Annotated in this window: 20 protein-coding genes; 6 read left to right on the top strand and 14 right to left on the bottom strand. The window is 65.6% G+C overall.

Annotation, left to right across the window (positions count from 1 at the left end):
- Positions 1 to 164 precede the first annotated feature (164 nt).
- Positions 165 to 1,511, top strand: coding sequence for a rhodanese-like domain-containing protein (locus A5701_RS03360; protein ID WP_067748570.1), 1,347 nt, complete (start codon positions 165 to 167; stop codon positions 1,509 to 1,511).
- A gap of 26 nt (positions 1,512 to 1,537) precedes the next feature.
- Positions 1,538 to 2,116: a rhodanese-like domain-containing protein gene (locus tag A5701_RS03355; protein ID WP_067748480.1), complete on the top strand. Its 579-nt coding sequence runs from the start codon at positions 1,538 to 1,540 to the stop codon at positions 2,114 to 2,116.
- 16 nt (positions 2,117 to 2,132) lie between these two features.
- Here the strand turns inward: A5701_RS03355 and A5701_RS27200 are convergent, their stop codons facing one another.
- Genes A5701_RS27200 through A5701_RS03295 form a run of 12 tightly spaced genes read right to left on the bottom strand, consistent with a single transcriptional unit; the run spans position 2,133 to position 14,673 of the window.
- The gene (locus A5701_RS27200) at positions 2,133 to 3,851 is read right to left on the bottom strand and encodes a molybdopterin-dependent oxidoreductase (RefSeq protein ID WP_082969658.1); all 1,719 of its coding nucleotides are present in this window, start codon (positions 3,849 to 3,851) and stop codon (positions 2,133 to 2,135) included.
- A gap of 19 nt (positions 3,852 to 3,870) precedes the next feature.
- Entirely contained in the window at positions 3,871 to 4,362 is a 492-nt protein-coding gene (locus A5701_RS03345) for a CAP domain-containing protein (protein ID WP_067748478.1), read from the bottom strand.
- Positions 4,363 to 4,373: 11 nt separating this feature from the next.
- The gene (locus A5701_RS03340) at positions 4,374 to 4,997 is read right to left on the bottom strand and encodes a hypothetical protein (RefSeq protein ID WP_067748476.1); all 624 of its coding nucleotides are present in this window, start codon (positions 4,995 to 4,997) and stop codon (positions 4,374 to 4,376) included.
- Entirely contained in the window at positions 4,994 to 5,653 is a 660-nt protein-coding gene (locus A5701_RS03335; RefSeq protein ID WP_156669890.1) for an Mce protein, read from the bottom strand. Before A5701_RS03335 ends, A5701_RS03340 begins: the two co-directional genes overlap by 4 nt.
- 12 nt (positions 5,654 to 5,665) lie before the next feature.
- A complete protein-coding gene (locus tag A5701_RS03330) occupies positions 5,666 to 7,144 on the bottom strand; it encodes an MCE family protein (RefSeq protein WP_067748474.1) in 1,479 nt (492 codons plus the stop codon).
- Positions 7,145 to 8,269 (bottom strand): MCE family protein, encoded by a 1,125-nt coding sequence (locus tag A5701_RS03325; RefSeq protein ID WP_067748472.1) that lies wholly within the window; start codon positions 8,267 to 8,269, stop codon positions 7,145 to 7,147.
- Positions 8,266 to 9,591, bottom strand: a complete 1,326-nt coding sequence (locus A5701_RS03320) for an MCE family protein (protein WP_067748470.1) — start codon at positions 9,589 to 9,591, stop codon at positions 8,266 to 8,268. Before A5701_RS03320 ends, A5701_RS03325 begins: the two co-directional genes overlap by 4 nt.
- Positions 9,588 to 10,712 (bottom strand): MCE family protein, encoded by a 1,125-nt coding sequence (locus A5701_RS03315; RefSeq protein WP_369807378.1) that lies wholly within the window; start codon positions 10,710 to 10,712, stop codon positions 9,588 to 9,590. Before A5701_RS03315 ends, A5701_RS03320 begins: the two co-directional genes overlap by 4 nt.
- 50 nt (positions 10,713 to 10,762) lie before the next feature.
- Positions 10,763 to 11,776, bottom strand: coding sequence for an MCE family protein (locus A5701_RS03310; protein ID WP_067748466.1), 1,014 nt, complete (start codon positions 11,774 to 11,776; stop codon positions 10,763 to 10,765).
- Positions 11,777 to 11,787: 11 nt separating this feature from the next.
- Complete coding sequence (locus A5701_RS03305; protein ID WP_067748464.1) at positions 11,788 to 13,056, bottom strand: MCE family protein; 1,269 nt, start codon at positions 13,054 to 13,056, stop codon at positions 11,788 to 11,790.
- Positions 13,057 to 13,060: 4 nt separating this feature from the next.
- Entirely contained in the window at positions 13,061 to 13,909 is an 849-nt protein-coding gene (locus A5701_RS03300) for an ABC transporter permease (protein ID WP_067748462.1), read from the bottom strand.
- Positions 13,906 to 14,673 (bottom strand): ABC transporter permease, encoded by a 768-nt coding sequence (locus A5701_RS03295; protein WP_067748460.1) that lies wholly within the window; start codon positions 14,671 to 14,673, stop codon positions 13,906 to 13,908. The genes A5701_RS03300 and A5701_RS03295 overlap by 4 nt, the downstream gene beginning before the upstream one ends.
- 608 nt (positions 14,674 to 15,281) lie before the next feature.
- On the opposite strand from A5701_RS03295, the gene A5701_RS03290 reads away from it, so the two are divergent.
- The 3 genes from A5701_RS03290 (at position 15,282) to A5701_RS03285 (ending at position 17,515) form a co-directional block, all read left to right on the top strand.
- Positions 15,282 to 16,085, top strand: a complete 804-nt coding sequence (locus A5701_RS03290) for a Stf0 family sulfotransferase (RefSeq protein WP_067748458.1) — start codon at positions 15,282 to 15,284, stop codon at positions 16,083 to 16,085.
- A 141-nt stretch (positions 16,086 to 16,226) separates the two neighbouring features.
- On the top strand, positions 16,227 to 16,391 hold the full coding sequence (locus tag A5701_RS27895) for a hypothetical protein (RefSeq protein WP_156669889.1): 165 nt from the start codon (positions 16,227 to 16,229) through the stop codon (positions 16,389 to 16,391).
- Entirely contained in the window at positions 16,385 to 17,515 is a 1,131-nt protein-coding gene (locus A5701_RS03285; protein ID WP_067748456.1) for a YeiH family protein, read from the top strand. The genes A5701_RS27895 and A5701_RS03285 overlap by 7 nt, the downstream gene beginning before the upstream one ends.
- Before the next feature lie 16 nt (positions 17,516 to 17,531).
- Here the strand turns inward: A5701_RS03285 and A5701_RS03280 are convergent, their stop codons facing one another.
- Together A5701_RS03280 and A5701_RS03275 are read right to left on the bottom strand one after the other, a co-directional pair.
- Entirely contained in the window at positions 17,532 to 19,550 is a 2,019-nt protein-coding gene (locus A5701_RS03280; protein ID WP_067748454.1) for a family 2A encapsulin nanocompartment cargo protein cysteine desulfurase, read from the bottom strand.
- Entirely contained in the window at positions 19,537 to 20,460 is a 924-nt protein-coding gene (locus A5701_RS03275; protein WP_067748452.1) for a family 2A encapsulin nanocompartment shell protein, read from the bottom strand. Before A5701_RS03275 ends, A5701_RS03280 begins: the two co-directional genes overlap by 14 nt.
- A gap of 383 nt (positions 20,461 to 20,843) precedes the next feature.
- Here A5701_RS03275 and A5701_RS03270 point away from each other — a divergent pair, with 383 nt between their 5' ends.
- Positions 20,844 to 22,121 (top strand): thioester domain-containing protein, encoded by a 1,278-nt coding sequence (locus A5701_RS03270; protein ID WP_067748450.1) that lies wholly within the window; start codon positions 20,844 to 20,846, stop codon positions 22,119 to 22,121.
- The last annotated feature ends 8 nt before the right edge of the window (positions 22,122 to 22,129 follow it).

The raw sequence follows: 22,129 nt of genomic DNA, 5'->3' as shown, positions 1-22,129 counted from the left end.
GGCAGTTTGAGCGTGGCCTGCGCGCTATCAACGCCCACACCAGGGGATCACGATTGTCAACCGCCCCCGCAGCACGCGACGGAACCCCAGCGCCGTCCGGTTTGCTGGCCGCTAGCTTTTGAGGGGTCGGTCGTGAGCAAATCGAACAGCTTGGAACAACGATGGTGGACGTCTCGGTTATCGAAACCTCGGGATTGGGCGACCGCAGTTACCTGGTGAGCGACGGCGAGGTCGCGGTCGTCATCGACCCGCAGCGTGACATCGACCGTGTGCTGGAGTTGGCCGCAGCCCTGCGCATCACCCACGTGCTCGAGACTCACATTCACAACGACTACGTGACCGGCGGCCTGGCGCTCGCCCGAGCCACCGGCGCGGAATACCTTCTTCCCGCCGGGGAAGACGTTGAGTTCCCGCACCGGCCCGTCGGCGACGGCGACCGGATCGACACGGGCGGGCTCCACCTCGAAGCGCTGTCCACGCCCGGGCACACGCACCACCACGTCAGCTACGTGCTCCGCGACGGAGGTGGCCAGACGGTCGGGGTGTTCACCGGCGGATCGATGCTGTTCGGCAGCACCGGAAGGACCGACCTGGCCGGCGAAGAGCACGCCGCCGAATTGTCCCGGCTGCAGTATCGCTCGGTTCGTCGGCTCGCGGACCAGTTGCCCGCGAGCACACCCGTCTATCCCACGCACGGATTCGGCAGCTTCTGTTCGGCCGCCCCCACCGACAGCGACGAGTCGACGATCGGCGACGAACGCCAGACCAATCCGGCACTCACCCAGGACGAACGGGACTACGTCGAACAACTGCTGGCCGAGCTTTCCGCATATCCCGCCTACTACGCGCACATGGGCGTGATCAACAGGAAGGGACCAGAAGCACCGGACCTCTCCCCCGTCGCGCCCGTGCGCCCGGAGGAGCTTCGAGCGCGAATCGACGCCGGCGAATGGGTCGTCGACTTGCGCAACCGGACCGCTTTCGCGGCAGGACATTTGGCCGGCACATATGGCTTCGAGTTCTCCGGCTCGTTCGTCAATTACGTTGGCTGGCTTTACGCGTGGGGCGCGCCACTAACCCTGATCGGAGAAGATGCCGACCAGGTCGCCGAGGCCCAGCGCGAGCTCGCCCGCATCGGCGTCGACCGGCTGACCGGCAGCGCCACCGGCGACATCCGCGAGCTCACTGCCGGATCTGAGCTGCGGAGCTATCGGGTCGCGAGCTTCGAGGATGTCGTCGAGGCGCTCGACGATGCGCGTGTCCTGGTCCTTGATGTCCGCCAAGCCGGCGAGTTCGACGGCGGCCACGTGCGCGACGCGGTCAACGTGGCGTTGCACGAACTGCCCCAACGACTTGGCGAGCTTCCCGAGGACCGCGAATTATGGATCCATTGCGCCAGCGGCTACCGCGCATCGATCGCCGCCGCACTGCTCGACCGTCAAGGTCGGGACGTCGTACTCATCGATGACGAGTACGACAACGCCGAAAAGCTCGGGATAACAACCCCCTAACTCACCAATCTGCACCGGGAGCAATCATGAACACACCGACCACCGACCCGATAACCTCGATCGAGCTGCGCAGGCTGATCGAATCACCCAAAGCTCCATGGGTCGTCGACGTCCGGACCCCCGCCGAGTTCGAGACCGCGCACATCGCCGGGTCCCTCAACGTTCCCCTCGACGTACTGGATCAGCACGGCGAGGAAATCGCTCGGCGGCTCGGGCAAGAAGACGACGTCGTGCTGGTGTGCCGTTCCGGGCAACGCTCGACCCAGGCGCAGACGCTGTTGCGCAACGCCGGATTGACCAGCGGGCGGGTCCTCGAAAAGGGGATCACCGATTGGGAGGGCCAAGGTTTCGAGGTGAACCGCGGCGCACAGCGGTGGGAACTCGAGCGACAGGTCCGACTCGTCGCCGGATCGGTGGTCCTGACGTCCGTTCTGGGCAGCGTCGCGGTGCCGCGGCTGAAGTGGGTGGCCGCCCTGATCGGGGGTGGACTGACCTACGCCGCGCTGTCCAACACCTGCGCCATGGCCACCGCGCTGTCCAAACTGCCCTACAACCGCGGTGCGACCTCCGACGTCAACAAGGTCTTGTCGGAACTGTCGGGCTGATCTCGACCCGCGTGTTTCATCGCACCTCGATGGAGATCGTCTGAATCGCGTTGCCGCCGTAGCCAAACCGATTCCATTCGGGTCGTTCGGGTTGCGTGTTGCCCGCCGCGTCGGTCGCCCGTGCCCGCACCGTCGTGGACCCGCGAAGATCACAGCGCGCGAACAACTCCCACCACTGCCAGCTGTGTCGGCGGGGTTCGCCGATCAGACGGGCCGGCTGCCAGGAGTCCTCGCCAACGCAGACGTCGACGCGGTCGATGATCGCCGCCCCCGACCAGGCGACTCCTCGCACGACGATTTCCCCGGCGGCTACAGAGGCACCGTCGAGGGGCTGGGCGATCAGGGCGCGGACCCGCTGCAGGCGAACCTGCTCCCGCACGACATCGCCGTCGCGCTCCCATTCGTAGTGATACCGGTTGGTTTGAAAGAAGCCCTCGAATGGGCGGTCCACCACGGCGATCTCGGTCAGCCATTTGACCGATGCGACGGAATACCAGCCCGGCACGATCAACCGGACGGGACGACCGTGCTGCAGTGGGAGCGGTTCGCCGTTCATCGCATATGCGACGAGCGCACCGGCGTCGCGGGCATCCCGAACCGATAGGGCGCGCTCGAAACGCACCGGCCCGCTCGCGCCGTCGACCGGACCCGAGTCGGCGCCGCGGAACACGACATCGTGGGCGCCAGCGGACAGTCCCGCCCGGTCCAAAATGTCGACCAGCCGGACGCCGGTCCATTCGGCAGTGCTCGCCGCCCCGAGATCCCATTGCTCGCCGTCGACCGGCGGGTCGAAGTGAAGCCGTCCGTTGCCGGCGCATTCCAGCGTGGTGACCAGCGACTGTTTCGGCAGCTGGTATAGGTCGTCCAGGGAAAGGCAGAGGCGCCGCTCAACCAAACCGGTGACCGCGAGTTGATACAGCTGCGGATCGAGCACCGGGGTTGGGAAATGATTGCGAACGTAGAAGTGGGCGGAGGGCGTCACGACGCCCCCGATCAGTTGCTGAAGCGAGGTCTCGCAGTTGAGGGGATCCTCCCTTTGGACAACCAGCCCGGTGTCGCCGCCGTGACTCACGATCGGCAACCCGGCGGCGGCCCACGCGCACATGCCACCCGCCAGGTTGACCGCGTCGAAACCGGAGCGGCGCAACAACGCTGTCACCGCCGCCGACCGTCCCCCCGAGCGGCACACCACGACAATGCGGCGGTCACGAGGCAGTTCATCCTCTCGAGTGCGCACGCGCCCGACCGGGAGAAGCATCGCAGCCGGCGCGTGCTCGGTACACCATTCGTCCTGCTCCCGCACATCGAGCAGCAGTGCGCCCGCGTCGACCAACGCTTTGGCCGCCCGCGGGCCGACCTGCGGTGTGTCCGAAACGATCTCATCGCCGATGGCGATCGGGAACCCGGCAGCCTGCCAGGCTTCAAAGCCACCGACCAGGTCCGCAACGTCGTCGAACCCCGAAGCCCGAAGCCCGCTAACGGCCACCATGGAGCGCCGGCCGCTGGCGCAGTAGACCACCACGGGCGCCGTGGGATCCAAGTCCGAAAGCGAGTTCGTCAGGTTCGGCAGCGGAATCTCCCGCGCGCCGGGGATGATGCCCTGCATCGTCTCGTCGGAGTCGCGAACATCCAGCAGTTGCAATTGCGGGTCCAGGCCGCGCAATTCGGCCAGCTGGCCGATGGTCAAGCGTGGCGAAGTCTCGACCAACTCCGTGCCCGGCGGTTCGAAGATCATCAGGAATCTTTTAGACCTGTCATCGATTGCGCGGGCCCGGTTGCCCGTACATCGCGACCACCACGGTGCGGTCCATGCTGTTCACGGACCACACCCCCATGGAGCTGTTGGCGCAGTCGCGGATGATCGCCATGTCGTCGGGGTTGTAATACCACTGGTTGACCAGCTCCAGGCTGCTGATGGCGATGGCCGGGTTGATCGCGATCGTTTCGGACGCTTTGCCACGGAACCCGGCGGCGTTGGCCCGGTCCTGCGGCGTCGACCCGTCGGATCCGATGTCGTCATTGATGTTTCGGTTGTTCATCATGTCGTCAGCGTGCCACTGGGCGGCCAGCGTCAGCGCGTTGTCCCTGATGACGTCGTTGGTGCAGCCCGCCTGGTGTTGCAAGGTGTAGACCGCGGAGACGACGGCGCTGTTGAGCCGCTTGTTGTCGGCATGCGCGCTTGCGGGCGCCAGCAGCGCCGCCGCGGCGAGAAGCACGGCCGCGGGTAGCGCGCGTAACCATCTCATGGCCGTTCCCCTCACACCGGGTCGAAGTGCGAAACCAACCATCGGCCGTTGACCTTCTCCAATGCCACGCGGATGACCGGCTGCGTGTCGGTGGGAGCGCCCTCCCCGATGGTGACGGTCTGATTCACATACAGCAGGACCACGGCGTGGTTCGCCGTCACCGAAACGGGCGCCGCGGCGCTGACTTTGGCGACCGCGGTGATGTGCTTTTCCTTGGCGCCCGGAATGACCACCTGGCGGGTCAGTTCCGTGTAGGCGTCCTTGAAATCGCCGGTCAGCCGCTCGCGGGCGGCGGCCAGATCCTTCTCCACCGAATCGGCCTTATACGAAAGCAGGGCGACGGCGTCTTCGCTCGCGGCCCGCACCGATTCCGCTCGCACTCGCGCGAGGTCATCGGACGAGGCCACCACCCACTTGAGGTAGCCCGCGCCGAGCGCCAGCAGCAACGCCAAGGCGGGTAGCACCGCGTACGCGACAACGCGGGACCATGCGATCGGCGCCCTTGCCCGCGTGCTGCCGGTCTCGCCGTCGGAGCCCTCCTCGATGTCGACTGCATCGGAGTCCTCCGGCGTCTTCGCGTCGTCGGCGTCGACCAGTTCCTCATCGTGCGTGGGGGTTTCACTCAACGTCGTCATGGCACGAACACCACGTTCGACACTTTGGCATCGTCACCGACCGTCCGGACCTCGATCCGCATGCGCCACTCTCGTGGCGCCTCCTCACCGGCGGCGGTCCGCGACTTCACCGCGACCGCCACCAGCACCTGCGCGGCGTCGCCGCGCTGCGACTCCAGGCCGGCATCGGTCACGGTGCCTTCCGATTTCGATTGCGCCGCCTTGACGACCTCGATGAACGGCTTGGCTCGCTGCTCGAAGTCCTCACGGAAGGCTCCGGTGGCCAGATCGATGATGCGCTGCACGTCGGCATCGACCTCCGTGTAGTTGATGGTGGTGAGGTTCACCGCGCCCTGACGCGCCACCTGCACGAACAGATCGCGCTGTGCTTGTGCCTCGTGCTTCTGGTAGGCCCGGAAGCCAAGCCAACCGGTCAATCCCGCCAGCACAGCCACGACGAGGGCACCGGCCAACAACGCCTGCCCGGTGTGCGATAGCCGCGGGATAATCCGGTGCCGTAAGCGGGTCAGCCGGCCCCTCGACTCGGTTGTCTCCCCGGCGATCTCGTCAGCCTGATCGTCGACGTTTTCGCCGCCTGCTTCGTCGACGGCTGCCGCGGTGACGGCCAGCTCACTGTCGTCCGCGGCGGTCACCCGCTCATCGGTCTGTCTTGCCATCTTGCTCCTTACTTAGGCCGGCGGCACTAGAAGTGACTGCCAGTTCTTGGCACGCGGATGGGCCAGGTCGAATTCGGTGTAGCGGCGCCCGTCCGGGCCTATGTAGTCGCCGTTGGCCGGGTCGTACGTGGCGACGGCGAGCGGCGGCGGCGCAGGCGCCGGCTGCGCGGTGCCCCGCGGCGGTGGAAGCCGCGGGTCTTGTCCCGGCGGGTACATCGGTACGCCCTGCCCGGTGTAGGTGGCGTTCGGGTCGCCCTTCCAGTTGTAGCCGTCGTTGAGCGGCACGTATTCTTCGTCGCTTTCGCACAATTCGACCGTGGGCGCCCGTTTCCACGGCTTGCTCTCACACGGGATGTTGCGCACCCCGCGAACGTTGAACTCCGAATCCTGCGGCACGCGGCAGAACAGATCCGCGGCGGGCCGGTCGGGCGCGTCCACGTTGGCCGGCGACCGGCGCTGAGTCGGCGGCAGATATCCCGTCGTGCAGGGGGGTGGCAGATTGATGTTGAGGTTGAAGTCCAGCTGCGCACCCCGGTACTCCTGTTTGGTGTTCGAGCTGGGCACGACGATTGCGGCCATCGCCGCGATGCCCTGGGGGAACAGCACCAACAGTTGTTCGATGTCATGCCGGTAGACAACGGCGATGTCGCCCAGGCTGACCAGGTTCGCAAACAGCACCGGCAGCGCAGGCGACAGCCGATCGAGCAGCGCGCGACTTTCCTCCACCCCGTTGGTCCCCTGCGTCAACAGGTCCCGAAAGGCGGCGTCCTGCGCCTTGAACTGGGCGGTGATCGCCGCGGTTCGACTCGCCCACCGGGCAATCGAATCCGACGTTTGGATCTGAGAGTCGAGAACCGGAGGCGTCTGGTCGATCAACGCGGCAAGCGGCCCGACGGTCTGCCCCCCGGCAATGGCCAGGGCCGCCGACCCGTCGACGATCCTGGACAGCTCGGGCCCGAGACCACCGACCGCGCGATCCGTCTCGTCAACCACGGTGCGCAGGTTGTCGCGCGGAATCGCCTGCAGCGCACGGTTGGTCACGTCGAGCAGGTGTCCGATGTCGACGGGAACGTCGACTCGGCCTGCGGGAATGACATCACCTGCTCGCAGCGCCCGACCGTGATCGCCGTCCTTGCCGGGCTGGGGGGTGAGCTCGATGTATTGCTCGCCGACGGCCGAGCGGCTGTGCACCGACGCCTGGACGTCGGCGGGCACCTTGACGCCGGACCTGATCGCGAGCACCGCGCGAACCCCGGTCGCGGTCACATCGACCGACTTGACCTGACCGACGTCAGTGCCACGGTAGGTGACCACAGACGTCTGGTAGAGCCCGCCCGACTCGGGTAGGTCGACGGTGACGACGTACTCCCCGATCCCGAAAAGCGTTTCGGGCAGCTTCATGTAATTGAAAGCCATTGCGCCACAAGACAGGACCGTCACCAACGACAGGATCGCCAGCTGTATCCAGGTTCGACGATTCAGACGCAGCATTCAGTACCCCCCGAAGTGATATGGATAGGTCAGGGGGTTGCCCGCGGTAGCGGGGCTGGGCTGCATCCCGATCGTCCGTCCCCACAGCAGCTCGAGCTGGGTGAGGTTGCCCTCCCACCGTGAACCGGTGAAGAACCCGGTGTCGAGGCGGCTCAACGTGAGATCGACGATCAGGGTGAGGTTGGCGTAGTCACCGCGGAACCAATTCCTCGCCGTCGACGCCGGCCACGGGTAGGCCACCAAGCCATCCAGCCCTTTGGTCAGCGACGGTCCCGCATCGGCGAGCGACCGCAGCACCGGCGCGATATTACGCAGGTTGTTGACCAGAGAGTCTTTGCTCTGGCGCACGGTGTCGGCCGCGATGGCACTGAACTGGCCGAGCTGGTCGATCGCGTCGGCGATCTTGGTGCGCTCGTCGGCCAGCACCTTCAGCGCTTTCGGCACGGTCGTCAAAGCCTTGTCGACCACCGCGTCCTTGTCCGCGAACTGGCCGACCAGCGAGTTGAGATTCTCGGCTGCGGCGATGATGTCGTCGGTCTGGTCGTTGGTCCGTGCGATGAACTCGTCCAGTTGGTGCAGCAGGCTGCGCATCTCGTTCTCGCGTCCGGCGAATGCCTTGGCGATCGCCCGCGTGATCTCCTGCAGCTGACCGATTCCGCCGCCGTTGAGCAGGATTGAGACCGAAGCCAGGGTTTGTTCGGTGGTTGGGTACATGCTCGCGCGCGAGAGCGGGATGAGTGAACCGTCTTTCAGTTGCCCGACCGGCGGCTCGTCCTTGGGCGCCGCGAGCTCGATATGCATCGAGCCGAGCAGGCTGGTCTGTCCCAGCTTGGCCGTCGCGTTGGCGGGCAGGTGGACATCGCCGTTGATGCGCATGGTCACAAGCGCGTGCCAGTCCTGCAGCTCGATCTTGGTCACATTGCCGACGTTGACGTCGTCAACCCGAACGCGGGTGTTTTCCTGAATGGTGACGACATCGGGCATTTGGGCCTGAATCGTGTACGCACCGGGCCCGTTGCCGGAAGTCCCGGGAAGGGTGAACGAGTTCAGCCCCTTCCAACCACCACAGCTGGAAAGCGTTGTGGCGCAGACGAGGCACAGCACCGCCATCAGTGCCCGCTTCATGAGACCCCCGCCGGGAGCATCAGGTCCCGCAACACCTGCGTCGAGTTGACCGTGCCGCTCGGCGCCGGCGGCGGCGGCGCTTCCGCGGGTGCTGCTTCGGCGGCCGGCGGCGGCGGGGGTGTATCGGGCGGTGGTGCGGGAGGCGTATACCCGGGCCGGAGCCAGTCCTCGCTGTAGGTGATCTCACTCGGGCGGGCCTGGGTGCCGACGAACGGGTTGAGCCCCGCCGGAATGTAGTTGTACAGACGGTTTTTGATGATCGGGTTGATGTACTGCAAGCACAGTTTGGAGACCCGGTCGAGCCGGGCCCGGGACGCCGCCTCGATCGAGCTGCAGATCCACTGCGGGATGTCGGCGAAGTTGTTCAGCGCGATGATGCCGGTCATCGCGCTCTGCGCCGGCTGGTAGATGTTCAGGAAGTTCTGGAACACCGTCGGGGCGATGTGCAGGATCTGCTTGATGTCCATGCGGCTGTCGTTCAAGGCGGTGGTGACGGAAGCCAGCCGGTCGAACGTAACGCCCATGGCTTCCCGGTTTTCTGCCAGAAAGTCGCGCAAATCGGTCAGCGCGCCGTCGAGTCCCTTGACCGCGTTGGCGATTTCGTTGGGTGTGTTCGTCAGCAGCGTCGTGACGGTGGCCAGGTTTTGGTTGAACGAGGCCAGCAGGTCACTGCTGGACGACAGCGCCGAAACCAGCAGCTGCAGGTTGCGCACGGTGCTGAAGATGTCGTCGGCGTGATCGCCGAGTGCGGAGATCGCGGCGGACAGCTTGATCACGGTGTCGCGGGCGGTGTCGCCCTGGCCGCGCACGTTGTCGGCGGTGGAGTTGATGAACTCACCGAGGGAATTCACCCCGTCCGGGGAGGTGGGCTGCAACGCGTCGGTCAGTTTTTCCAGCTGCGTGCGAAAGTCATCCCATTCGACCGGGACGGCGGTGCGGCCGAGCGGGATCGACGCGCCGGGACTCAGTCTGGGGCCGCCCGAGTAGGCGGGGACGAGTTGGACGGCCCGTGGAGTCACCAGCGACGGGGACAGGATCGCCGCGCGGGCGTCGGCGGGGATGGCGTATTGCTTGTCGACGGAGAAGGTCACCTTGGAGCTACCGGGTTGCGGTTCGATCTTGTCGATCACCCCGACCGTGACCCCGAGGATGCGCACGTCGTCGCCGACGAACAAGCCGTTGGCTTCCGTGAAATACGCCGTGTAGGTGTTCCTTTCGACCTCCTTCCACAGCTTCGAGCCGACCAGGAACGAAGCCACGGCGAGGGTACCGACCAGGCTGACGGCGGTCAGTCGTTGCAGAGTGCGGCGGCTTATCTTCACTGTCCCCCCAGTTGGCCGTTCGCGGGCGGCTGCTCGGGCTCAGGCGGCGGGCCCGGCGCCGGACCCGGCGAGGGGGGCTGAGACCAGATCGGGTGCGGCACTTGCTCCGGCGGCACGGGCGGCGTCCCGGTCGGCGGGTCCACCGACTCCGACGGCAGCTTCTGCTCGGGGTCCAGGAACCGGTTGTACATGCGGGCGTCGATCGTCGGCCCGCTGATCTGGCCGGGGATCAGGTTCGCCACGTAGGCCTTGAAAAACGGTCCAGAGCCCAGGCATTCGCCGAACGACATCGCGTAGCGTTTGAACTTGGGCAGGCTCGCCTGAATGTCCTGTTTGCGATTGTCGAGGACCTCGAGCACGCCGTTGAGCTTGTCGAGAGCGGGCTTCAGCTGAGTCCTGTTGTCATCGACGAGGCCCGAAACCTGGTGTGACACCGCGGTGAGATTGTTCATCAGCGCGTCGATGGAGTCGCGTTCGTCCAACAGCGCGGCCAGCAGCGCATTCGAGTCCGCCACCAGAGCCGCGATCTGTTGGCTGCGTCGGCCCAGCACCGTCGAGACCTTGTTCGCGTTCCCCAGTAGGCTGCGCAATTGGGCGTCGCGGTTGTTCAGTGTCTCGGAGAACCGGGCCACGCCTTCCAGCGCCGGCCTGACCTCCGAAGGCGTTTCCCTGAAGGTGTCCGCCAAAGTGGTCAACGCAGAAGACAACTGAGCGGTGTCCAGCCCGCTGATCTCGGTCGTCAGGTCCCCGAGCGCATCCGGAAGGTCGTAGGGCGAATGGGTGCGTTCCAGCGGGATGGTGCCCGAGAGCTTCCCTTCTCCACGTGACGTGAGCTCGAGCATCTTGGCGCCGAGTATGGTTTCGGTCTTGATCGCGGCTTCCGTGCGATCGCCCAACGTGATGAAGTTACGGACGGTGAAGCTCACCCGGACCTTTGTGCCTTCTAATTTGATGCCGGTGACCCTTCCGACGCCCATGCCGGAAACCCGCACCGAGTTACCCGCCCGGATGCCGCCGGCCTCCGAGAAGTAGGCCGCGTAGTCGTTGGTGTTCTTGACAAATGGCAGCTTGTCGTAGTTGAAGGCCGCGATCGTCACGCACACCAAGATGAAGACACCCATCGCGCCGATCTTCCAAGGGCTTCGCCCGCCGGCTTTGGTTTTGGACTTGGTCATTGGGGCGTGCACCGCCCGCTCGGCTGGCCGAACAGCTTGATGAAGATCGGGTTGCCCCCCTTCCCGTTGACTTTCATCAGGACCTCGCAGAAGTAGAAGCCGAAGTAGTCGCCGTTGAGGCCTTGCCGGGCCAAAACCTGATAGATGTCGGGAAGTTGCTTGAGCAGGTTGTCGACGTAGTCGCGGTCGGAGAGCACCTGCGCGGACATGCGATCCGTCTCGTGCACGACGTCCTTGATGGGCTGGCGGGCCTGGACGAGCAGGTTGGCGACGGACCCGGCCGCCGCGTTGACGTAGGCGAGCCCGGTGGAGATCTCATCCTTGCGCTGAGCCAAGCCGTTGACGAACTGGGACAGCTTGTCCAGGCCGTCGGAGAACTCGCGGTCGCGGACGGCAAAGGTGTGCAGCACGGTGTTCAGGTTCGTGATCAGCTCGGTGATCAGCTCGCTGCGCCCGGCCAACGTCGAAGTGAGCATCGAGGTCTGGGCCAGCACCGAAGCGACGGTTCCGCCTTGCCCCTGAAAGATCCGGAGTAGTTGACCGGACAGGGCGTTGACCTGATCGGGGTCCAACGCCCGGAACAACGGCCGGAACCCGCCGATCAGCGCATCGATGTCCAGCGCCGGCGACGTCCGCGCCAACGGGATCGTCGCGCCCGGCGGCAGCCGGTGCGAGCCTGGCCCCTCTTCGAGCGCGAGGTAGCGATCGCCGATCAAGTTCTCATAGCGCACAGCGACTTTGGTCCCCTCGGTGAGGCGCACGCCTTTGTCCACCGAGAAGCCGATGGTGACGGTGCCGTCGCGCTGCAGGTGCAGGTCCCCGACCTTGCCGACCTCTACCCCCGCGATGCGGACGAAGTTGCCGGACTTCAGGCCGGAGATGTTCGTGAAGACCGCGTGGTAGCCGGTGCGGTCTTCGAACCGAAACTGGCCGAAGACGGCGACGAGCGTGAATGTGAACACCGCGCACACCGCGGTAAAGGCCACGATGCGCACGATGATGGCGGACATCTTTCGTCTTTTCACGGCGGCGGTTGTCCCCCACGGTAGAAGTAGCGCGGCGCTTCGGGCGGGTTCTTCGTGGTCGGGAACCAGTTCGCCCACCACGGGTTACCGGTGGCCATGTTGGTGCGGATTTCGTTCGGGGCGGCACCCCATCCGGTGTCGGTGACCAGCGCACGTACCGGGAAGTTGGCACTCGGGTCGGGCAGCGACCCGCAGCTGGGCTTGCCCCCCGGGCCGCCGGTGGCATTGGTTTTCGGTAGGTGCTTGGGGTACCGGTACGGATCGTCACCGAACAGCAGCCCGGCGTCCAAGATCACCGAATAGCCGTTGCCGCCCAACGCGTCTCGGCCCCCGTGGTCGACGTACCACTGCGCGCCCTGGAACAAGCAGGTGAAGGTCGGCGAGTATTTGTTCAGCAGTGCCGTGGTCGGATCGAGCAGGTTGATCGATCGGACGATGTTGGATTCGTTCCTGCCGATGACGTTGATGCCGGTCTGGCTCAGGCCAACCGCCGACAACAACAGCGTGTCCAGCGACCGCTGGTTTTCGGTCAGGGTGTTGCTGGTCGTCGCCGCCGAATCGAGAATCGACAAAATGTTCTGGGCGGCATCGGAGTAGATCGCCGTCGTCTTGCCGAACAGCCTCCAGTCCTTGTCGATGGTGTCCATGCGGGGGTTGACGGTCAGCAGCACGTCGTTCGCCCCGGTGATGGCCTGGCCGAGCCGCTCGCCCTTGCCGCGCAACGCTTCCGAGAAGGCCGACAAGATCGCGTTCAGCTTCGCCGGGTCGATCGCATGGACCACCGATTGGAGGTTTTCGAAGACGGTGTTGACTTCGACCGTCACGTTGCGCGAGTGCAGCACCGCGCCGGGCTTGAGCGGGGTCGCGCTGGGGTTTTCGGGCACGATCAGGTCGACATACTTCGATCCGAAGGCCGTGGTCGACTTGATCTCCGCCTCGAGGTTGCTCGGCAGATACTTGAACGGGCCGGGCTGCATCTTGAGTTGCAGCTGAGCGGCTTTCACGTCGGTGCCGATCGAGCCCACCTGGCCGACCTGCACGCCGCGGAGCTTGACCTTGGCGCCCTGCTCCATCACGAGTCCGGCCCGGTCCGACACCAGCGTCAGCGGGATCGTTTCCTGGAATTTGCCGGAGAACGCCCCCGCGGTCACCGCGATGATTGCCCCGATGAGGATGAACAGAGTCGGAGCCCACCAGATCGGGTCGATTCTGCTGCGGCGGACACGATTCCGTTGCCCGGGGCCGCTCTCCCTGTGATTGCTCATGCAGTCATCCCGACAGGTTGAAGTTGCCGGACTGCCCGTAGACGGACAACGAAATCGCCAGGCAGACAAACGCCGTGACGATCATCGATGACCGCACCGAACGCCCGACGGCCTCCCCCACCCCGGCGGGACCACCTGTCGCGGTGAAACCGTAGTACGTGTGCACAACCATCACGCCCGTCGCCATGGTCAGGGCCGCCAGAAACGACCAGAACAAGTCGGTGGGGCGCAGGAACGTGGAGAAGTAGTGCTCGTATACCCCGCGCGATTGGCCGTAGCTGTAAATCGTCAGGAACTTGGCCGCGATGAAGGACATCAGCACCGCGACGGCGTAGAGCGGAATGACGACCAGGATCCCGGCGATGATCCGCGTCGACGACAGATACGTGATGGCGCGGATGCCCATCACCTCCAGCGCGTCGATCTCCTCATTGATCCGCATGGCGCCCAGTTGCGCGGTCGCGCCGGCACCGATCGTGGCCGCCAGGGCCAGGCCGGCGGTGCACGGCGCGATCATCCGAACATTCAGGAAGGCCGACAGAAATCCGGTCAGCGCCTCGACTCCGACGTTGGACAGCGTGTCGTAGCCCTGGACGGCGACCAGGGCGCCGGTGGTCAGGGTGAGGAAGCCGATGATGCCTACGGTGCCGCCGATCACTGCCAAAGCTCCTGTGCCCATGCCCATCTCGGCGATCAGCCGAAGCAGCTCGCCCGGATAGCGGCGTACCGCGTCGGCGATGTTGGCCAGGGATTGGCCGTAAAACGCCGTCTGTTCACCGAGCTTGCGGGCGTAATCGGTGGCCCTGGGGCCAAGGCTGATGATCCACGACGGTTCCCGCGCTGCGTCGGTCATTTCGCGGTGACCTTCACGCCGAGCGCGGTGAGCACGATGTTGATGAAGAACAGCGCCATGAAGGAAAAGACGACGGTCTCGTTGACGGCGTTGCCAACACCGGTGGGACCGCCGCCCACCGAGAGGCCCTTGTAGCAGGCGATCAGGCCCGCCGACAACCCGAACAGCGTGGCCTTGATCAGCGAAGTCACTACCTGGGGAAGCCCCGTGACAAGGGTCATTCCCGCGACGAAAGCGCCGGGGGTGACGTGCTGAACGAAGACCACGAAAACGTAGCTCCCCGTCAACCCGGTGACCGCGACCACCGAGTAGAGCAGGACCGCGACGAACGTGGCGGCGATGATGCGCGGAACCACCAGTGCCTGAATCGGATCGACGCCGATCACTTTCATCGCGTCGATTTCCTCGCGGATGGTGCGCGCGCCCAGGTCAGCGCACATCGCGGTAGACCCGGCGCCGGAAACAACCATCGCCGTGACGACGGGCCCGACCTGCGTCACCGACGCCAGGCCCGCGCCGGCGCCGGACAGATCACCGGCCCCGATCTCGACCAGCAGGATGTTCAGGACGAAGACGATGAGGACCGTGTACGGGATCGACAGCATGATCGTCGGAAAGATCGACACCCGCGCGACGAACCAGATCTGCTCCAGCAATTCCCGCCACGCCCACGGCCCCCGCACCGCGGCGACCAACGCCTGGGCGCTGAGTAGGAAGAACTCGCCCAACGCATTCATGGGCTTCGCGATGGTGGAGCCGTTCACAAGGCTCGCTCCGCCCGACCGCCGTCCATGTGGCCCAATCCCGTGTTCCATTCTCGTAATGCAATTAATGCGCCGGCAATTAGCCAGCGCGAAAGCACCGGTTGTTGTTACACGCCGACCGCGATGTCCGTTTGCGCGCCTAGATCACGCGAGGAATTTACGGGCAAACCCAATACCGCGTCAGGGTTGGAATCAACACGAAGCAAAATTGGCCAGGGCGAGTAAGACTCGGCAGAGGACCCGTGCCGTCTGCATACGCGGCACACGAGAACAGCTAAAACCCCAGAATGACACCCGTTCGCTTGGCGACAGATGTCAGACCGCCGGGTGCCCGGCCGGCGGGGCGCGAAGCCGGGCGGGCCAGCATGCGGTGAATGTCACAAATTTCGCGGAACGCCTCGGCAGCGCAGACGCTAAATGGCCACTCGTCGCTTGACGAGTCTTCCGTTGCCAACAACCCAGTTGAGCGTCCACGGCCACCGTCCCGTTCGGCTATCGCCGCCAAGCGACACGGTTCGGATTATCGGTGTTCAAAACAAGGGTTGCGTTCAGGATGAGGCTAAAAGCACCGATAGCAACAGCATTTGCGCCCGGATACGCTTACTCGGGTGACCGATACCCCGTCCTCCTACCTGGTGTTGGCGTCCCAGCGGAGCGGCAGCACGCTGCTGGTCGAGTCGCTGCGCGCGACCGGCGTCGCCGGCGAGCCGCAAGAGTTCTTTCAATACCTGCCCGCCACCAGCCAGGCGCCCCAGCCGCGCGAGTGGTTCGCCGGCGTGGAGGACGAATCGATCCTGAGCCTGCTTGACCCACTCGACGCCGGGACACCGGACCTCGCGCCGCCCGAGATCTGGCGCGACTACATCCGCACGGTCGGGAGGACGCCGAACGGCATTTGGGGCGGCAAGCTGATGTGGAACCAGACGCCACTCTTGCTGAACCGTGCGAAGAATCTCCCGAATCGCAGCGGCGACGGTCTCCTGGCCGCCATCACCGACGTGGTGGGCGAAGAGCCGCTCTTCATCTACGTGCATCGGCCCGATGTGATTTCGCAGGCGGTGTCGTTCTGGCGAGCGGTGCAGACGCGGGTGTGGCGAGGCAGGCCGGACCCGGCTCGCGATGCGCGCGCCACCTATCACGCCGGCGCGATCGCGCACGTCGTCACCATGCTGCGCGCCCAAAACGAGGGCTGGCGGAATTGGTTCGCCGACGAAGGCGTCAACCCGATGGAGATCCCATACCCGGTGTTGTGGCGCAACCTGACTCAGGTCGTGGCCTCCATTCTGGAGGCGCTCGGCCTCGACCCGCGGCTGGCCCCCGAACCGGTATTGGAACGCCAGGCCGACCAGCGCTCCGATGAGTGGGTGGACCGCTACCGTGCGGACGCCGAGAAGCTCGGCCTGCCAACCTGACCGCGGCCCGAGATCACTGCCGGCGGCGCGCCCAAAATTCAGGGCGAGCTAATCACTTGGTCCGGGCCACCCGACACGCCACCATTCCGTCAGCGGCCGTGCGGCACCTAGGCCGCCAAAGGCGAACGAGGAGCGGTCATTGTGGGTGAAAGCGGTCCGAATGACGGACGCGAGGAAAAGACCGGGCAACGGACCGGCCGGCCCAGACGGGTTCGATCGGTATCGGTGGACTGGTGGGCGACCGCGGTGGCCGGCGTGATCGTCGCGCTGGCTGTGGCCAACGCGCTTCCGAAGATCCCATGGTGACCCGGATGAGCACCCTTCGCGCCGAGCCCGACGAGACGTCGGCCGAGGCCACTTTCACCAGCACCCGCCCGCTCGACTACGTGCCGGGCATCCTGCTCCTTATCGGGGTCGGGGTGCTGGGTAAGTATGCCCAGGTGTGGTGGAACGCGCTGGCCAAACATCACCACTGGACCGTGCCCGACATCGAATACGTGTTGTGGGCCATCGTGATCGGGCTGCTGATCACCAACACCATCGGCCTGCACCCCATCTTCCGGCCCGGCGTGCTCACCTACGAATTCTGGCTCAAGGTCGGAATTGTCGCGCTGGGTTCGCGCTTCGTACTCGGCGATATCGCCAAGCTCGGTGGCGCCAGCCTGGTGCAGATTCTGGTGGACATGACGATCGCCGGAACGATCATCATCGGCGCGGCGCGCGCGTTCGGGCTGTCGGGCAAGCTCGGCTCACTGCTGGCGATCGGAACGTCCATCTGCGGGGTCTCGGCCATCGTGGCGGCCAAGGGCGCGATTCGGGCCCGCAACTCCGATGTCAGCTACGCGATCGCGGCCATCCTGGCCTTGGGCGCGGTGTCGCTGTTCGTGCTGCCGCCGCTGGGCCACGCGATCGGGCTCAACGATCACGAATTCGGCCTGTGGGCAGGCCTTTCGGTGGACAACACCGCCGAGACCACGGCCACCGGTTACCTGTACTCCGACCATGCCGGCAAGATCGCGGTACTGGTGAAGTCGACCCGTAACGCGCTGATCGGATTCGTGGTCCTGGGCTTCGCCCTCTACTGGGCCGCTCGGGGCCAGGCCGACGAGGTCGCACCCGGCGCAAAGGCCAAGGCCGCGTTCGTCTGGGAGAAGTTCCCGAAGTTCGTGCTCGGCTTCCTGGTGGTCTCCGCGATCGCGACCGCGGGCTGGCTGACCAAGGGCCAGACCGCCAACCTCGCCAACGTGTCGAAATGGGCGTTCCTGCTGACCTTCGCCGGCGTGGGACTCAACACCGACATCCGTCAGATCGCACGCACCGGATGGCGACCGCTGGTGGTCGCGGTCATCGGCCTCACCGTTGTCGCCGCGGTCTCGCTGGGCATCGTGTTGCTGACATCGCGCGTGTTGGGTTGGTACACAGGCACTTAGCCGCATGCGAGAGCCGTCAGCCGACGTTGGTGCCGCCCTCGGCGATCCTGCGCACCGCCCGGAGGAAGACGTCGATCTCCTCGAAGGTGTTGTAGAACGCGAACGACGGGCGAACGGTGGCCTCCAGTCCCAGGCGCCGGAGCGCGGGTTGTGCGCAATGATGCCCGGCGCGGACCGCGATACCCTCCGCGTTGAGCGCCTTGCCCACCTCGAGCGGCTCGTGTCCCGCCAGCACGAAGGACAGCACGCTGGCCTTCTCGGTCGCGGTGCCCACCAGACGGACACCGGGAATGTCGGCGAGGCGCGGCGTCGCGTACTCGAGCAACGAGTGCTCGTAGGCCGCGATGCGTTCGATGCCCAACCGCTGCACATAGCGCAGCGCCTCGGTCAGCCCGACCGCGTCGGCGATGTTGCCGGTGCCGGCCTCGAACTTGGTCGGCGGCCCCTGATATAGCGAGCGTTCGATCGTGACGTCGGCGATCATGTGACCGCCGCCCTGCCACGGCGGCGTCTCCGTCAGCGCCTCCTCGGTACCGTAGAGCGCGCCAATACCGGTGGGGCCGTAGATCTTATGTCCGGAAAACACCAGGAAATCGGCGCCGAGCTCGGAAACATCAACGGGCAGATGCTGAATCGATTGGGCGGCGTCGATAAGCACCCGAGCCCCATAGCGATGGCCCAATTCCACGATCTCGTCCACCGGGACCACCGTCCCCAGCGCGTTGGACACCTGACTGGCGGCCACCAGCTTCGTCCGAGGACCGAGCAGTTCCTCGAATTCGCTCAGCAATAGATTACCGGCATCATCGATCGGCGCAACCTTTAGGATCGCTCCGGTTTTCTGCGAAATGAGTTGCCAGGGAACGATGTTCGCGTGATGCTCGAGATGAGTGATGACGATCTCGTCACCGGGCTGCAGATGCTTTCCACCCCACGCGTGCGCCACCAGGTTGATGGCCTCCGTGGTCCCGCGCACAAACACGACGTTCTCAGAGCTTGGCGCGCCGATGAAATCGGCCACGGTGTCGCGGGCCTCTTCGTACGCGTCGGTGGCCCGGGCCGCCAATTCGTGTGCGGCGCGGTGGATGTTGGAGTTCTCGTGGATGTAGAAATGCGACAGCCGGTCGATCACCACCTGTGGCTTCTGGGTGGTCGCCGCGTTGTCGAACCAGATCAACGGCTTTCCGTTGACGACCTCCTTCAGGATCGGGAAGTCGGCCCGGATCGCGTTGACGTCGAACACCTCGTGCTCATCGGGCAGCCGCGGCACCGTATCGGCGACGCTCAGGAAGGAGTAATTGTGCTCGTCACCTCCGGCCGTCACCGGCGTTGGCGCGGCGCCGTCCGACCAGCCCAGGTCGGGGACCGGGGGCGCGTCGGACCCCCAGGAGGGCACCGAGTACGGCGACGCCCCACGCGCAGCCGCGGGGACCGCCGTGGGCGCCCCGGCCACCGCCCCGGGCACGGTCGGCACGACGCCCTGGCCCGGCACGCCAAAACCGACGAAGTCGCCGAGCACGGCGGTCGTATCCGGCAGGCCGCCACGGGGCGCGGCGGGAACCGTCTGCGGCGGGGCGTTCGGTTCCGGTGTCGCCGGAGCCGGAAGGTAGATGTCGGTGACACCCAGCGCCGGAATCGGCGCCGGATACACGTCGGCGGCCCCGGCGGCCGCCTGACCGGCTGACGTCGCGGCCGTGGCGTCCGGCACGCCGCCCCGCGGGGCGACCGGCGCCGCCTGCGGCGGGGTTTCGGGTTCGCGCGACGTCGGAGCCGGAAGGTAGATGTCGGTGACACCGAGCGCCGGGACCGGCGCCGAATACACGTCGGCGGCCCCGATGGCCGCCTGACCGGCCGACGTCGCGGCCGTGGCGTCCGGCACGCTGCCCCGCGGGGCGACCGGCGCCGCCTGCGGCGGGCTGTCGGGACCCGGCCGGATGCTGGCCGCATACAGCTGGCTTGCCAGCGCGGCGAGTTCCGCGGCGCTGATGGGCAGGTCGCTTTCGGCGTCTACCGCTCGATACTCACTTGTACTCATGGAACTGGTCCACGGCGACGTCGTCGAGCACGGCGAGCGCGTCGTCGGTGAGAACGGCCAGTGACGTGTAGAGCGTCACCAGGTACGTCGCGATTGCCGACTGGTTGATGCCGGTGAACCGCACCGACAGACCCGGCGCCTGCTCGCCAACCAGGCCCGGCTGGAACAGGCCGACCACACCCTGCCGCTCCTCGCCGGTGCGCACCAGGATGAACTTGGTCTTGCCGTCCTCCACCGGCACCTTGTCCGACGGGATCAGCGGGATGCCGCGCCAGGTGATGAACTGCGCGCCGAACAGGCTGACCACGGGCGGCGGCACACCCCGATAGGTGGCCTCGCGGCCGAATGCGGCGATTCCGAGCGGGTGAGTCAGGAAGAAGCTGGGCGTCTTCCACACCTTGGTGATCAGCGCGTCCAGGTCATCGGGTGCCGGAGCGCCAGCCAGCGTCTGGATGGTCTGCTCCGGAGTCGCCTGGGCCAGCAGCCCGTATTCGGGGCTGTTGACCAACTCGAACTCCTGACGCTCCTTGATCGTCTCGATGGTCAGCCGCAGCTGCTGCGCTATCTGATCGTGCGGACTCGAGTACAAGTCGGAGACTCGGGTGTGGATGTCAACCAGGGTCGAGATGCTTCGCAGCGTGTATTCGCGCGGGCTGGTCTCGTAGTCGACATATGTCTCGGGCAGCGGTTCTTCGGTGCCGGCGCCCGCTTCGGTCTTGATGGCGACCCCTTCGGGGTTGACCACCCGATTGACCCGGTAAAGGCCCGCTTCCACCGGGACCCAGCTGAGCAGGTGCAGCAACCAGCGGGGCGTAATGGTGGAAAGCTGCGGGACGGTCTTGGTCGCGTTGGCAAGCTGTCTAGCTGCAAGATCGCCGAGTGCCTGAGACTCGCTTTGAGCCGACGTCATCGTGGTCCTTCCATGCTCGATCGAGTGCTGCAGCGTGGTGCGGCAGGTCCATGATCACCCGCCGTGACCGGGTTCGCGCGCCGAGCCTAGGAGACTGTCGGAGCGGCGCAAAGCATTACTCCCGCGCTGAATTAAAGGGCCGTAAAGCGACCGCAATCTGACAGTGATATTCGTCTGGGCCTATAGTGGGGGCCATGCAACAGGCCGTTCAGCCGCGCTTCGTTCCTTCGCGCACCGCCGCCTGCTGTTGTTGTCGCTGTTGTTGATTTCCTGACGCTCTGAAGACGCAGTAGAAATCCCGCGCCCTGCCCACCGATGGGGCTACCACCGCCCCGGCCCAGACGCGCGTTCGCCAGCAAAAACTTTCAGGAAGAAAACCATCCATGACAGTGATGTCACTACCCACCCGCGCCTCCGCGCCGGTAGAGACCCGCCACCGGGTCCTCGTCAGGCCGGCAACCGAAGTCGCGCGGATGACGCGCTACCGCGGGGGCACATACTCCCATACCGTGGACACGGTCGTGTTCGACGATGGTAGCTCTGCCCGCACCGACCTGATCAGGGTCAATCCCAACCTCCACGCGTATTCCTTGGACTTCTTCGGCATCGCGCCTCATCAGCCATCCCGCTACCGTCTGGGCAGCTGGTCGGCGCTGCCCCACCTGCGCAGCCGCGACTACGAAGCCGAGGTCGACTGGATCCTGCGCAACTCTTTCCCGATGCGCACGACGGCCGAATTGAGCGAGCAACTTCGGGCCGCGGGCGACCCCGTGGGACGGGCCCACATCAGCGAACACGAGGCGATCGCCGCCACCCAGGCCGCGGTTTGGCATTTCACCAACGGTTTGACCCTGGATACTCGGCCCCTTAACGCACCCGTCAAGGTACGCCGGGCGGCCGGACGCGTGTTGACCTTCGAATTCGACGGCGAACCCCAACTCGGCGGTTACTCGGTGTGGGTGGACGCCGATGCTGCGGTCGGCTTGAAACTACAGAAGTCCACCGACGGCGTTGCCTGGCAAGACATTTCGCGCTCGCAGCTGACGGTGGGCGCGGGCAGGGGCCGTCATCGACGCACGCTCGGGGTGGGCAGCACGCTGTCGGCCAGCAGCCACGGCAGCGGCGGGCGTGGCTATCGCCATTACCGCTTGATCGCGACGACCGACGCGGCCAATCCGAAAATCGACCATGTTCGCTTCTGGCTGACCGGCTCCCGCCACTACCGCAATGCCGATCGAATTGTGCACCTCTACAATTATCTGATCACTGGGGCGCGCAAAGCCTCGCGCGATACGGTGGAACCACAACTAGTCGATACCGAAGCAACCGCCAATTCGGAGCTCATAGGACCGTTTCAAGTGCCAATCCCGTTGACGCTCAACGTCGGCGACGGACACACGCTCGTCGATTCCGACGGTGAGACGATCGTCGGCATTGTGCAGGCGGGCGCGGACTTTTACCTCCGGCCCGCACCGGGTACGTCCACAACGACGGTCACGGCGACAGCACCGGAAAGCCTCCCCGGACGGGTGCTGACCGGCGTCGCGCTGGAGGGAGTGGCACATCGATTCACACCCATTGCTTTGACCGTCCCCACGGCCGTGGCCATCGAATTCGACATCAGCTGGCAGACCGACGAGTCATGTACCGACATCGCCTGAGGAAGACA

Origin of the sequence: Mycobacterium sp. E3305 (genome assembly GCF_001666785.1) — a bacterium.
GTDB lineage: Bacteria > Actinomycetota > Actinomycetes > Mycobacteriales > Mycobacteriaceae > Mycobacterium.
This window is presented reverse-complemented; position numbering and strand designations above follow the sequence as displayed.

Coding starts and splice junctions, on each gene's coding strand:
- A5701_RS03325 (WP_067748472.1), bottom strand. CDS start 8,269: ATGAAGCGGGCACTGATGGCGGTGCTGTGCCTCGTCTGCGCCACAACG.
- A5701_RS03335 (WP_156669890.1), bottom strand. CDS start 5,653: ATGGCAAGACAGACCGATGAGCGGGTGACCGCCGCGGACGACAGTGAG.
- A5701_RS03270 (WP_067748450.1), top strand. CDS start 20,844: ATGACAGTGATGTCACTACCCACCCGCGCCTCCGCGCCGGTAGAGACC.
- A5701_RS03275 (WP_067748452.1), bottom strand. CDS start 20,460: ATGACGTCGGCTCAAAGCGAGTCTCAGGCACTCGGCGATCTTGCAGCT.
- A5701_RS27200 (WP_082969658.1), bottom strand. CDS start 3,851: ATGATCTTCGAACCGCCGGGCACGGAGTTGGTCGAGACTTCGCCACGC.
- A5701_RS03305 (WP_067748464.1), bottom strand. CDS start 13,056: ATGAGCAATCACAGGGAGAGCGGCCCCGGGCAACGGAATCGTGTCCGC.
- A5701_RS03300 (WP_067748462.1), bottom strand. CDS start 13,909: ATGACCGACGCAGCGCGGGAACCGTCGTGGATCATCAGCCTTGGCCCC.
- A5701_RS03340 (WP_067748476.1), bottom strand. CDS start 4,997: ATGACGACGTTGAGTGAAACCCCCACGCACGATGAGGAACTGGTCGAC.
- A5701_RS03315 (WP_369807378.1), bottom strand. CDS start 10,712: ATGGGTGTCTTCATCTTGGTGTGCGTGACGATCGCGGCCTTCAACTAC.
- A5701_RS03330 (WP_067748474.1), bottom strand. CDS start 7,144: ATGCTGCGTCTGAATCGTCGAACCTGGATACAGCTGGCGATCCTGTCG.
- A5701_RS03310 (WP_067748466.1), bottom strand. CDS start 11,776: ATGTCCGCCATCATCGTGCGCATCGTGGCCTTTACCGCGGTGTGCGCG.
- A5701_RS03280 (WP_067748454.1), bottom strand. CDS start 19,550: ATGAGTACAAGTGAGTATCGAGCGGTAGACGCCGAAAGCGACCTGCCC.
- A5701_RS03355 (WP_067748480.1), top strand. CDS start 1,538: ATGAACACACCGACCACCGACCCGATAACCTCGATCGAGCTGCGCAGG.
- A5701_RS03285 (WP_067748456.1), top strand. CDS start 16,385: ATGGTGACCCGGATGAGCACCCTTCGCGCCGAGCCCGACGAGACGTCG.
- A5701_RS03345 (WP_067748478.1), bottom strand. CDS start 4,362: ATGAGATGGTTACGCGCGCTACCCGCGGCCGTGCTTCTCGCCGCGGCG.